Source organism: Paenibacillus eucommiae (genome assembly GCF_017874215.1).
Lineage (GTDB): Bacteria > Bacillota > Bacilli > Paenibacillales > NBRC-103111 > Paenibacillus_AI > Paenibacillus_AI eucommiae.
Genome location: NZ_JAGGLB010000013.1, coordinates 19,217 through 32,755 on the forward strand (window position 1 = coordinate 19,217; position 13,539 = coordinate 32,755).

Sequence of the window (13,539 nt, forward strand, 5' to 3'; positions counted from 1 at the left end):
CACATTCATACTTTAACGATGAAAAACATCGTTAAAATCCCTTTTTTCTCCCTAGAAGGGCCATCTCTCCTCTTTTAACGATGAACATCATCATTAAAGTGGCTGATTGACCCAGAAATCCTGCTTTAACGATGAAAAACATCGTTAAGTGGTTAGGTGAAGCACACGCTCAATTCGTATCAGCAGCACCGAACATTCACCTGTTCCAGCACTAGTTAATACTAGCGGCCAATCCAATTACCAGTTCGTATACCCGCCGTCCACGATCAGATTTTGCCCTGTCATGTAACGCGATGCATCCGATGCCAGAAACACAACCGGGCCTTTCAAATCATGTTCGTCAGCAAAACGATTCATCGGCGTAAGGCTTAAATAGGTGTCAATCAGAGCCTGCGATCCGATCTCATCTTTTGTACCAGCAATATTGTTGCCGCCCGGACTGATGCTGTTCACCCTGATGTTATATTTCCCATAAAAGTTAGCCAGCCACTTGGTCATGCCGAACATGGCCGATTTCGTATATGTATACTCAAGTCCGCTGACGGAGCCGTTCTGTTCATACATCGGGAAATAAGGGCCGACTACACCCATGATGGAGGATATATTAATAATGCTGCCTTTGCCCTGTTTGCGCATATATTTAATAACCGCCTTGGTCATCAGCATCGTTCCGGTTCCGTTAATACGCTCCGAAGCTTCCCATAGCTCCGCCTCGGCGTCTTCGAGATTCTGATTGCCTGCACGAGAAACAGCACAGTTCACTAGAGTGTCGATAGAGCCATATTGCTCCGCCACCTGGTTGGCAAGAGCGTTAATGCTCTCTTCCTTGGACAAATCCAAATGCATCGCTACCGCCTTATGACCAGCCTTCGTAAATTTCTCAGCGGCAGCCTCGCAAGCATCCAGCTCATTCCCCGCTACGATAACAAGCGCCCCGGCCTCACAGAGTCCCAGACATAAATGCTGCCCGTATACCCCGGAACCGCCAGTAACAATCGCAACTTTTCCGTCTAATCTGAACATATCCATCGTATTCATACGGAATCCCCCGAACTTAGTAGTTTTATAGTTTGGCAGAGCCATGGCTTCGAATGTACTCGAGTGCCTCTTCCACGTGATTCTTCACCCTGAGCTTGCGCCACTCCTTAACCAATATGCCTTTTTTATTGATGACAAAGGTTGAACGTTCAATGCCCATAAATTCTTTTCCATACAGCTTTTTCCACTGCCATACCTCATACAGCTCAGCCACCTTGTGATCCTCATCCGCAAGCAGTAAAAAGGGCAGATCGTATTTTTCAATAAATTTTTGATGCCTGGCAATTGAATCCATACTGACACCCAAAATAACAGTATTTAGTCCCTTAAAGTCATCACTGCGATCCCGAAAATCACAAGCTTCAGTCGTACAGCTGGGAGTCATATCCTTAGGGTAAAAGAATAACACCACATTTTTTCCTTTAAAATCAGATAGTTTAACACGCTCTCCATTGCTGGCCTCAAGCTTAAAATCCGGCGCTCGTGCACCTATTTCAATCTTCAACGTCATAATCCCTCCAAACCTTCCAAACCATCCAAATCCTTCGCTATCTTCCCAACCAACTAACCTTAGCTGCCCGCTTTCTGAGTAAAGGGGATAGTGAACAGAGTAAGGTCTTCGCCCTGATTCCTTTATCCTATTTCCCATCCCTATCCTATCCCCTTACACTCATGTCCTCATATTCCTATGAGCCTGCGCCGCGGTACTGCTTAACGCCATAATTCCAAACTATGATCCCAAAGGCAAAGAAGACAATTCCTATTACCGGAGTCAAAAGAGCAAAGCTTGCCCAATTCTCAGGATCCAGGAAATAAGCTGACGGATAAAAACCAACAAAGGCAAAAGGCATGATCCATGTCAAAATGCCGCGAAGCAGCTTGTTATAAATCGTAACCGGATAACGGCCATAATTCTGAATGTTCCACATCATCGGGAGAATCCCCGTCGGAGCATCTGAAAAGAAAGAGAGCGCCGTAAGCGAGACGTAAATGCCTGCATAAATGAGGATTGAGCCTCCCACAAGCACTATGAGCATGAGCAAGTCAGAACCGTGAAACGGCAGCCCAAGGCTTGACCATGAGTATGCCATGACAATGATTCCAGCAAGTGCGCTGAACAAAGATGCAGGGTCCAAATTTTCAAGCATAATCTGCCAAAGATTGTACGCCGGACGGGTCAGAATGCGATCCATTTCCCCTTTGACAATATAGCGCTCGCTAAATCCCCATAAATTAAAGAAAGTACTAAACAATCCGTAAGGGATCATAAAATATCCGTATATGAACAAAATTTGTTCTCTATTCCACTCGCCAAGCAGCGGGGTCTGCTGAAAAACAATCAGGATAAAGAAAAGGTTAAGTCCGTTAAACAACAGATCGGACAAGACTTCGATCCAAAAGTCGGAGCGGTAGGTAAGGCGGGTCTTCAAGTAATTTTTCAGATAATCAACAACTAGCGATATATAGAACATGGCTTCACCCTCCCTGCACGAACAAGCGTGTCCGGGCTTTGACCCAAAGAATGCCTATAGGAATAATCAGCAGGATAAACCAGGCAAACTGGATGCCCAGCACCTGGGCAGCGGCGGAGCCTGTCAATCTTCCGGTGAAATAGGAGCCCGGCAAGTAAGTAATGGCCTGGAAAGGAAGCAGCTCCAGCGCTTTGGATGTCCAACCCGGGAATAAAGAGATCGGGATAATCAGGCCTGAAAATAGATCAACCGCCACCCGTTTCATCCGCATCAGTCCTTCATTGTTCTCCAGAAAAAAGGCAAACAATCCGGTAATGATATTAATTTGCGAGTTGATCAGAAAGCTGAACATCAGCATTGGGGCATACAGCAGCCATTTGGACGGCTCGGTCGGAAGCTCAACCGGAAAAAGCAGAGATACAATCAGCATGCCCGGAACCATAAAGAGCAAAAGCCGGAATAATCCTTCACCGAGGCCCTGCATAATTTTGACCATTACATAATTGTAAGGACGGATGAACTGGATCGCGACGCTCCCATCACGAATTTCACTCGCAATCTCACGATCCAGGTTATTGAAGTAAAAAGCTCTGCCCATCCAGGAAACGACAACATACGTAGTCATCTGGCTGAGGGTGAGCCCTCCAAGCTCCTGCTGACTGCCAAAAATGGCCTTCCATAAGAAATAATAAGAGCCTATATTCAACGCATAAATGAGAATGCCACTGTAATAATTCACTCTATATGCAAGCATCATAAGAAACCGGATACGAATCAGCTCTAAATAAGCACTAAGCATGGCCGATCGTTTCCTTTTCTTCCTTTTCAGAAGTTATGTCTGCATTGTCCCCAGTGTTACTTGAGCTGTTACTTGAGCCTGATTTATAAATCTCACGGACAATATCCTCCGTGTTGATTTCCACAATTTTGATATCCCGGATCGACAGTACGCCAACGACGCGGCTTAGCACCTCCGAGATATTGACGCGATCTTGCGGGATAAGCACCTTGGCCCTCCGCTCATCGATAAGCTCCCAGGCGGTTTCAAGTCCTGCGGTCAGCTCATGAAGACGAGCCAGCGTGATCGGATTGTCGAAGTCGAGGAACACCTCTTTGCCTTTGCCCCATTTCGCCTTCAGCTCTTCGAGTCCTCCATCGTAAATAATACGGCCATCATCCAGCATGATTACCCGCGAGCACAAGGCTTCAATGTCCTGCAGATCGTGAGTTGTAAGCAAAATAGTCGTTCCATAGCGCTGGTTCATGGAGATTAGAAATTCGCGAATTTCTGTTTTCACTACGATATCCAGGCCAATCGTCGGCTCGTCCAAAAATAAAATCGATGGATTATGCAGCAGCGAAGCCGCCAGCTCACAACGCATCCTCTGACCAAGGCTCAGCTTACGCACCGGACGGGACAGAATATCCTCCAGCTGCAGACGCTGCACCAGTTCATCGAGCCGCACTTTGAAATCTTGATCTGAAACCCTGTATACCTTTTTCAGCAATTGAAAGGATTCTATAACTCCTATGTCCCACCAAAGCTGGCTGCGCTGGCCAAAAACGACACCAATGCCGGAGACAAACTTCTCTCTTTCCTTATAAGGCACGAAGCCGTTGACGCGAATTTCCCCAGATGTGGGGACGAGAATACCGGTGAGCATTTTGATCGTGGTAGATTTTCCGGCTCCATTCTCTCCAATATATCCGCAAATTTCACCTTTGGGGATTTGAAAGCTGATGTCCTTAACAGCAGCTACTTCCTTATACTGACGTTGAAATAAATCCTGCAGAGCACCCTTTAATCCTCCGCGGTTCTGCTGCACTTTGAAGTCCTTGCGGAGCAGTTGAACATCTATAGCTGGCATATACCCTCCTACAAAAACTGCTATTTTGCGATATTTTATGACTAAACTTGCTATGACAGTTTCTTACCATCTATAATATGATACATGAAAACAGTTAAATGAAAAAGTGCAGATTATTATGACTTGGAAGGAGCATCATCGATGCGAAAGTTTAAATGGATCCTGCTAATTATTTTAGTAGCGATTCTGGGCACGGCTGGCTATTATGGATATTCATTTTATAAATTTGCGAACGATATTTCAACCGATGATCATGGTGGAGATAAGCCTTTTACAACCAACCAGAATGTGATAGATAAAGGAAAGGATTACGAGCCTCCTAAATGGGAAGGCAAGCAGAGAGTCAACATTCTTTTGCTTGGTGGAGATACCCGGGGTCTTGATTCCAATGATCTGCCCCGTTCCGATAGTTTAATGGTCGCCTCTATCGACCCGGTCAGTAAAAAAGCGCACTTATTTTCAATTTTACGTGATACGTATGTGAAGATTCCGGGCAGTGGACAAGACCGCATTAATGCCGCAATTGCTATTGGCGGGCCGAATCTAGCTATGAAAACCGTCAGTGATTTGCTGGGAATTCCTGTTCAATATTACGTTTACACCGACTTTGAGGGCTTTATTGCACTAATTGATGCCATTAATGGCATTGAACTTGATGTTGAAAAAAATATGAAATATAGCGATTCGGCAGATGGTCATGTATATGACATCGATCTGAAAAAGGGCGTACAGCATCTTACTGGTAAAACAGCGCTTCAATATGTAAGGTTCCGTCACGATGCTCTTTCCGATTATTCACGCACTGAACGTCAGCGCAAATTTCTGACAGCTGTCGCCGAAAAGATGCAGACAACTTCGTCTATTCTTAAGCTTCCGAAAATTCTGAACGCCATTGATCCTTATATCAAAACGAATCTCAGCGTTACCGATATGCTTAAGCTCGTTCAGTTGGGCTTTGAAGCCAAGGCAGATGGCATTGTAACGGCTCAGATACCGCCTCCGAACTTATTGCAGGAAAAAAATGTCGGCGGCGCCTCTGTCATTGGTGTGAATGTTGACAGGCTGCAGCTATTTATCCAAGATACGTTCAACAAAACGGAAGAAGTGAATGCGGAGACGTCTCCAACTCCTTCCTCTTCTCCATCCAGGTAATATCCATACTGCCCCTATTTCGGCCTAGCCGGGATGGGGGTTATTTATTGTCCGCTGCTTTTATCTTATAATGGAGAGATGTGGCATACATAGCTTGAACAATAACGCGCCCAGCTTGCATAATAAAAATCACCAGGAAGAAATGGAGCCTATTTATGGAAAGAACCCGATCTGAATTGCTTTATCAAGAGGCCTTGCAGCATATTGTTGGAGGCGTGAACAGCCCTTCCCGTTCTTTCAAAGCCGTCGGAGGCGGAGCTCCCGTCTTTATGAAGCGTGCTAAAGGAGCTTATTTCTGGGATGTAGATGACAATCGCTACCTTGACTATTTGGCTGCCTATGGTCCTATTATTACCGGACATGCCCATCCTCATGTAACCGCAGCAATTTGCCGCGCTGCGGAGAACGGCACGCTCTATGGAACGCCAACCGAGCTTGAGCTCGAGTTCGCGAAAATGTTAAAGTCCGCGATCCCATCGCTGGACAAGGTCCGGTTCGTCAACTCCGGCACGGAGGCCGTGATGACGACGATCCGCGTGGCGCGCGCCTACACCGGGCGCTCCAAGATTGTGAAGTTTGCCGGATGTTACCACGGCCACTCGGATCTGGTGCTTGTCGCCGCGGGCTCCGGCCCGTCGACCTTAGGCATTCCCGACAGCGCGGGCGTGCCTCCGAGCATCGCTCAGGAAGTCATTACCGTGCCCTTCAATGATATTCCGGCGCTGGAAGCCGCGCTGGCGCGTTGGGGCCACGAAGTGGCGGCCGTCATGGTCGAGCCCATCGTCGGCAACTTCGGCATGGTCATGCCCCATGCCGGCTACCTCGAGCAGCTTTGCGCCGCTGCCCGCAGCCATGGAGCCCTCGTCATCTACGACGAGGTCATCACCGCCTTCCGCTTCCACTATGGAGCGGCGCAGACCTACCCCGGCCTCCCGCTGGCGGAGGCCGGAGGCTCCCCAGCCAGCGCGCTGCTGGCTGGCACAGCCGGCGCCGCTGGCGCGCCAGCAACCGAGGCCGCGGCCGCATCCGAGGCGGCGGCATCAAAGGCGGCGGCATACTTCGCCGCGATCGAGCCGGACCTTACGGCCCTCGGCAAAATCATCGGCGGCGGGCTGCCGATTGGGGCCTACGGGGGCCGTAAGGCCGTGATGGAGCAGGTCGCGCCTCTCGGACCTGCTTATCAGGCCGGCACGATGGCGGGGAATCCCGCCTCCATCGCCGCCGGCATCGCCTGCCTGCAGGTGCTGCAGCAGGACGGTGTTTACGCCAAGCTCGAGCAGCTTGGCGAGACGCTTGCCGAAGGCATCCGCGCAGCGGCAGACCGTCATGGCATCGCCTTGACGGTCAACCGCATCGCGAGTGCCTTCTCGACCCACTTCTGCGACCATCCGGTGACGGATTACGCAGAAGCTCAAGACACAGACGGCGAACGCTTCGCCCGGTTCTTCCGTCTTATGCTGGAGGAAGGCATCTGCCTCGCTCCTTCCAAATATGAGGCATGGTTCCTTACCACAGCCCATACCGAAGAAGATATCGCCTTTACGCTCGATGCTGTAGACCGTGCATTCAAAGCAATGTAAATCATATTTAAAATCATATTTTTACTTACTTAAAGTAAACGTCTTGCGGCGTCCTTTGATGTGCGTGCTCGTTGCGCTAGTGCTTGGGAGAGATAAGGGGTATGTATGAGCTCCAATTGCTGAAGCACCCCTGCAACTGAGAGGAGCTGATGCTTTACGATGTTTTTCATCGTTAAAAGCATCAGTTCCGCTCCATATCCTTACTTTAACGATGAAAAACATCGTTAAAATCCCCTTTAACCACCCTGGAAGGCCATCCGACCTCTTTTAACGATGAAAATCATCATTAACGCGACGAATTGACCTGGAACACTTGTTTTAACGATGAAAAACATCGTTAAGTGGAGCACACTCATTTCGGCGGAGGGCGGACTGCTTCTAGAGATGCTACTAACTACTAACGCTCATCCTCCCCACATACACTTTCCTTTTAGGCTTCCTTCTACTTCCCTCTTACTTCTTCTCACTTCCTTTTTCTTCCTTTTACTCTTTTACTTCCCTTTATTTCCTTCCCTCTCAGCTACAAAGTGTCGAACGTGTCACGCGCAAACAAACTGCAAGCAGAGCAAAAGAAATTTCTTTCTGAGGGAAAGGGATAGTGGCGATAGGAAAATCTGAGCTTCCTTTCTGACTCCCTCAGAGAATAGAGGGTCACACTGCCTACTTTTCCACTGTAAAGCTGCACTGTGTAATCGGGAACTTTCCACTCCAGGCCTCACCCTCAAAACTTACACTTTCTAAAAAAACCACAAGTAAACACGCCTTGGGGAGTCCTTTTGAGGTGCATGTTCGTTGCGTTGGTAGTTGGGGGAGAGAATGGCTGTGGACTCCAGCCGCTGTCCATCGTGCGATTCTTTTTGAATATGACCGCCCTCACCCTTTATCACTGTAAATCACTAAACTTTTATCGGTATTAGATCTGTTTGATTTCGATTTAATCTCGGATTAAACTCGGTTTGATTTTAATTAAATCTCCGCTTAATCTCGGTTTGATCTCAGTCTAATCTCAATTTGGCATTGATTTAGCATTGATATGTCATTCTTCATGCTTTTTTTGCATTATTTTTGCGTTAAGGTTCATAAAACTTTTTTATGGGCCGAATTCTTTAATTAATCAGAAAATATATACTTATTGCTCTATTTAATTCCATTCCATTTGCCTTCTAATTTCTCCTGACAACCGGGTTTACCCGCCAAAAACGGCGCTTTCATCGACATTGACCATTCTCACAAGAAGCGAACTATAAAGAGATTTCTTAATAGTTCGTTCGTATTTTACCATTCTTTGCTTGTATTTTTTTTTGGTTTTATTCACCATATATGCAAATTAGGCAACGCTTTCATCAATTAACCCGAGATCGGGCTATTGTCGGCTTACTTTTTTCATGTTATTCTAGAGATGTTTTCACTCTCTTGATAACTCAACAGACTTTCACACAATTTTCCTTTATAATCAAGGGGATTTCAATCACACCCCTTTTTTCTAAATCATTTTCGCCTTTACCGAATGAGGCAAAGCTAAAGCTTACACGCTACGTTAGAGTCAAAGAAAAAATTCATCGTATTCATTGCTTTTTGTATTTTTATGCATTTCTTTGCATGTTTCGGATTTCACTCTTTTTTGCTTCATTCGGGATTAGCGAAAAGAGATCCAGCAGGCTCAGGCAGGACCTTGGAATTAAGAACTTTAAATTTGTATTGGAGGTGAAGGTCAGGCAACTGACCTGGTGCTATGAACGATGTTATGCGTAATGAAGGCCGTTTTGAAAATTTACTGGGTACCGAGCACGACAGCTGTGGCATTATATGTATTATTGAGAAGAACGGTCTGCCCTCCCGCGACAATATCCAAAAAACGATTGATTCCTTGGTTAAGATGGAGCATCGTTCGGGATTTATTAACGGAGAAGGTGATGGCTGCGGAATTTTAACCGACATTCCAAGAGCTCTGTGGGAAAGAAAACTTACAGAGGCTGGCAGGGATGGCAAACTTGCTTACGATGAGCGTTTTTCGGTTGGTCACATTTTCGTTCCCCGCAAGCTTGATCTTACTCCGGCGCAGATTCAAGCTGGAATCCGCAATTTATTCAATGAGCATGGGATCTCAATACTTTTAGAATTAGAAAATCAAGTAGACAATAGTGTGCTTGGGCCAAACGGCCTCAATGACGAGCCTGTCTTCTGGCAAATCGCAGCCTTTTGCGATAAAGGGGATGGCCAGGCAGCCGATTTCTTGTATGAGCTGCATATTGCTATCGAACAGCAGTACAATGTTCATGTTGCCACACTCAGCAATGTCACAGCCGCGTATAAAGTGATGGGCGCAGCCAGTATTTTGCCCAAATATTTTAACGACACACGTGACCCTTTATTTGCTGCGCAAGTTACAATCGGACATAACCGCTACTCAACCAATACTTTATCCAGCTTTTTCCGCGTACAACCCTTCTCCCTTCTCGGTCACAACGGCGAGATCAATACTGTGAAAAAAATGCGCATTGAAGCCGATATGGTCGGCGTCCCGCTCGTTAACGGCGGCAGCGATTCCCAGGATATGAACCGTACCGTTGAAACATTCATTCATCGTTTTGGACTTAGCCTTTTTGAAGCCATGGAAATGGTATTTCCGCCCATTATTAATGAAATGAAGCAGTACCGCTCTGAGCTGCAAGATCTATATGTGTATTATCGCCAGGTATGGGGGCATTATGCTCAAGGTCCGGCAGGTATCGTCTCGCGCTACGGCAATGAATGTATTTTCAGCGTTGATGCACTTGGCTTGCGTCCGGTATGGATGGTAGAAAGTGAAACATCGCTGTACTTTTCTTCCGAGCAGGGAGTCATTACAGTTGACCAAATGGTGGCAGATCCTAAATCGATAGCTCCAGGGGAAAAAGTCGGTGTTGTCCTGACTCCAGGGGAGCATGTTCAGGTCATTCCTTATCATGAAGTACAAAATTTAGTGCTTGAACGCGCCAGCAAAAGGTTGAACCTTGAAGGATTGCGTAAGCATTTGAATCCTCAGCCAACTGGCGAGGCCTACACAAACAGCGAAGCTGTGACTATTACTGATGCTATGTACAGCGCATTCGGCTGGGACCGCGATGGCATTCAAATGATTGAGACCATGTCTGAAACCGGTGCGGAGCCTATTCGTTCCCTCGGCCACGATGGTCCTCATGCGGCCCTTAACCCGGAGCGTCAAAATATACCCGACTACATCAAAGAAAGCGTTGCTGTCGTAACGAATCCAGCGATTGACCGCGATCGTGAGATGGAGCATTTCTCCACTCGTGTAATTGCCGGCCCCCGTCCTTCCGTTTATGGGCAGGTGGATTCCAAGCTTCGCTTGGAGCTTTTGACGCCTCTCGTACTTGAAGGCACCAATGGTGTTGATAGCGAGGAGCAGCTCTCCCAACCTGCTTTCGAACAGCTTATCTCCTTATTTCGCTCACAGGATGAAAGCTCTGTTGCAACATTGTCAACCACTTTTGCCAAAGGCTCATCCCTAAGCGAAGGGCTCGCGTCACTTGCCTCCGAAGCCATTGCTGCCGTTCGCGGCGGCGCTTCCCTGTTAGTGCTTGACGACGCAGAGGCTCACCGCAACGATAGATTGTGGATCGATCCGCATTTGGTAGTTTCACAAATTGACATTGCACTGCGCGCCGAGAAGCTTGCTTTCGGTGACAACCTGCGCCGGCACGTTACACTCGTACTGCGCTCTGCTTCCATTCGCAGCCTGCATGATATTGCAGTAGCTTGTGGATTAGGCGCTGATGTTATCTCTCCTTATCTGTTGTTTGCTACAGCCTCAGCCAAAGACGGCTCTGCCGCTGCAGCACGTAAAGTATATTTGGCTTTGACCAAAGGCCTGGAGAAAGTAATCTCCACAATCGGAACCCATGAGCTTCGCGGCTACACCCGTTTCTTCTCCTCCATCGGCCTCCAACCGGAAGTCGCAGAGGTGCTGGATATTGTGAACTATCTTGGCAGCGAGAACGCGGGCACAGGCTTCGCCAAGCTTGAAGCTGAAGCCGAAGCAAGGTATGCCGACATCTCCAATCCGAAAGCAAAAGCGGCACGTAACTTCCGTTTCTTCCAGCGCATGTGGAAGGCTTTGAATGAAGCTGCTTCCGGTACTGCTCCTTACAGTGATTACCGCGACAAGCTTCGTGAAGAGGAACGTAAAAATCCGGTATCGATCCGTCACGTTGCTGACTTCAATTTTGACAAAGCTTATTCTGAGGGACGTAAGCCCCTGGAGCCGTCTCAAGTAGATATTTCTGTCGGTAAGCATGATCTGCCGATGTTGATCTCCTCGATGTCCTTCGGTTCTCAGAACGAAACAGCTTTCCGTGCTTATGCCGAAGCAGGCGAGCGCCTGAACATGGTTACCATGAACGGCGAGGGCGGAGAAATTAAAGATATGCTTGGCCGTTACAAAAGAACGCGCGGTGCACAAGTCGCATCCGGACGTTTCGGTATTAATGTCGAGCTGGCCAATGCTGTCGCCTTCCTGGAAATCAAAATCGGTCAGGGCGCCAAGCCGGGCGAAGGCGGACATCTGCCAGGCTCAAAGGTTACAGCGAAAATCGCTGAAGCGCGTAACGCCACAATCGGCTCGGATTTAATTTCGCCTTCCAACAATCACGACATTTACTCTATTGAGGATTTATCACAAATCATTTCAGAGCTTAAAGAGGCCAGCGGCCGCAAAGCGAAAATCATTGTTAAAGTACCGGTTGTACCGGGAATCGGAACGATTGCAGTAGGGGTTGCCAAAGCTGGTGCCGATGTGATCACCCTTTCCGGATTTGACGGAGGTACTGGGGCAGCTCGTATACATTCCCTTACCCATGTTGGTCTGCCTACCGAAATCGGAACGAAGCTGGCTCACGTTGCCTTGATTGAAGCAGGTCTGCGCCACCAAGTAGAGCTTTGGTCTGATGGAGGCATGAAGTCCGGTGCGGATGTTGTGAAAATGATTATGCTCGGCGCCAACCGCTGCGGTTTTGGAAGCTTATCGATGCAAGCCATTGGATGTACAACTTGCCGCGGCTGCCATCTGGATACTTGTCACGTGGGGATTGCCACACAAATCGACTCCAAAGAAGAAGCCGATGAAAAAGGTCTCCGCCGCTTCGTTCCACGGGAATTCGATCTGGCTGTAGACGGCCTGGTTCGTATATTCAGCTCAATGGGCGAAGAAATTCGTGAAATTGTAGCTCAGCTTGGCTTCTCAAACGCACAAGAGCTAGTTGGCCGCTCTGATTTGCTGGAGCAATTCAGCCACCAGGATCTAATAGATTTGTCTGATATCCTTCGCCCAGCTCCATTATCGTTTATCGCAGCTGCGGAAGCGGCGCAAGAAGGTGCAGCACAAGCTGCTGTTGCCTCCTCCGATATCAAGATCGCCGCTGGAGCGGAAGGACAAGAATTTTTCCCTGACACCTTGGTCATGGATGCGCCTATCTCACGCAAATGGTCACGTGTGGATGCCGAAACAAGAATTATTGGCAGCCGCTACTCCAGCCATCGCGTTAGAGATCGCTTCGATGGCAGCTACGATCAGCTTCCAGCCATTTCCTTGGAGCTGCTGGACGGCTCCGTTCCAGGCAACGGCTTGGCCGCCTTCAATGCACGCGGTGTGAACATTACCGTTCATGGCGGTGCTGAGGATGGCGTTGCCAAAATGTCACTTGGCGGCAAAGTAGCCATCTTGAAGTCAATCGGCAAAAACAATGCTTACCTCAACGGCAGCGTTGGTAAATCATTCGGCTACGGCGCACAAAAAGGCTTGTTCCTGATTCAAGGAAACGCCGACACCCGTGCCTGCATCCGCTTCTCCGGGGCCGATGTCGTCTTCGGCGGCGAAATCACCACCCCGCTGCAGGATGAGCTTGGCGGTTTGGCAGCACGTGCCAATCTCAAGGGCTTTGCCTTTGAGTACATGACCAATGGCCGCGCCGTCGTTATGGGCGATCCGGGTCCATGGATCTGCGCCGGGATGACCGGCGGCGTCATTTACCAGCACCTTGTGCCGGAAATGGGCCTCGATGTCGCTGCTATCGAGCGCCGTGTCGCCAAAGGCGCCAAGGTCAAGATCGAACCGCTCGGTACGAAAAGCAAGGCTGATCTTACCGAACTGCTCACAGCCTACCATGCTGAGCTTGCAGGCTCCGGCCAAGACGAAGCCGCGGCCAAAATTACCACATTGCTTGGCAACTTGGATGAAAGCTTCGTGCGCATCGCACCTGTTGGCCTTCAAGCTGACCAGTCGGTCGCTACGGAATAATAGATACAAAACAACCTCCCATGGTTATTGCTCTTGGGAGGTTCTTTTTTTTTACTTTCTAGCTTTATCGCACGACACGTCGGAATGCTTTATTTAATTGCATCGTTAAACCAACAAATTGTCTATCATTTGAT

The 13,539-nt window shown here is 48.3% G+C and carries 8 protein-coding genes; 3 read left to right on the plus strand and 5 right to left on the minus strand.

The features are described from left to right. Window positions 1–237: 237 nt before the first annotated feature. From J2Z66_RS18785 to J2Z66_RS18805, 5 genes are all read right to left on the minus strand, one after another. Window positions 238–1,038 carry an SDR family NAD(P)-dependent oxidoreductase gene (locus J2Z66_RS18785; RefSeq protein ID WP_209973161.1) on the minus strand — a complete coding sequence of 267 codons (801 nt, stop codon included), beginning with the start codon at window positions 1,036–1,038 and terminating at the stop codon, window positions 238–240. Between the two features lie 25 nt (window positions 1,039–1,063). Next, the gene (bcp, locus tag J2Z66_RS18790; RefSeq protein WP_376774438.1) at window positions 1,064–1,549 is read right to left on the minus strand and encodes a thioredoxin-dependent thiol peroxidase; all 486 of its coding nucleotides are present in this window, start codon (window positions 1,547–1,549) and stop codon (window positions 1,064–1,066) included. A gap of 175 nt (window positions 1,550–1,724) precedes the next feature. Continuing rightward, window positions 1,725–2,510: an ABC transporter permease gene (locus tag J2Z66_RS18795; protein ID WP_209973164.1), complete on the minus strand. Its 786-nt coding sequence runs from the start codon at window positions 2,508–2,510 to the stop codon at window positions 1,725–1,727. A 4-nt stretch (window positions 2,511–2,514) separates the two neighbouring features. Beyond that, complete coding sequence (locus J2Z66_RS18800) at window positions 2,515–3,309, minus strand: ABC transporter permease (protein ID WP_209973166.1); 795 nt, start codon at window positions 3,307–3,309, stop codon at window positions 2,515–2,517. After that, complete coding sequence (locus J2Z66_RS18805) at window positions 3,302–4,378, minus strand: ABC transporter ATP-binding protein (RefSeq protein WP_209973168.1); 1,077 nt, start codon at window positions 4,376–4,378, stop codon at window positions 3,302–3,304. The genes J2Z66_RS18800 and J2Z66_RS18805 overlap by 8 nt, the downstream gene beginning before the upstream one ends. A 141-nt stretch (window positions 4,379–4,519) precedes the next feature. On the opposite strand from J2Z66_RS18805, the gene J2Z66_RS18810 reads away from it, so the two are divergent. The 3 genes from J2Z66_RS18810 to J2Z66_RS18820 all read left to right on the plus strand — a co-directional run bounded on the left by J2Z66_RS18810 (window position 4,520) and on the right by J2Z66_RS18820 (window position 13,405). Further along, window positions 4,520–5,530, plus strand: a complete 1,011-nt coding sequence (locus J2Z66_RS18810; protein WP_209973170.1) for an LCP family protein — start codon at window positions 4,520–4,522, stop codon at window positions 5,528–5,530. A gap of 155 nt (window positions 5,531–5,685) precedes the next feature. Continuing rightward, entirely contained in the window at window positions 5,686–7,110 is a 1,425-nt protein-coding gene (locus tag J2Z66_RS18815; RefSeq protein WP_209973172.1) for an aspartate aminotransferase family protein, read from the plus strand. A gap of 1,732 nt (window positions 7,111–8,842) precedes the next feature. Continuing rightward, complete coding sequence (locus J2Z66_RS18820) at window positions 8,843–13,405, plus strand: glutamate synthase-related protein (protein WP_245375664.1); 4,563 nt, start codon at window positions 8,843–8,845, stop codon at window positions 13,403–13,405. Window positions 13,406–13,539: the final 134 nt, after the last annotated feature.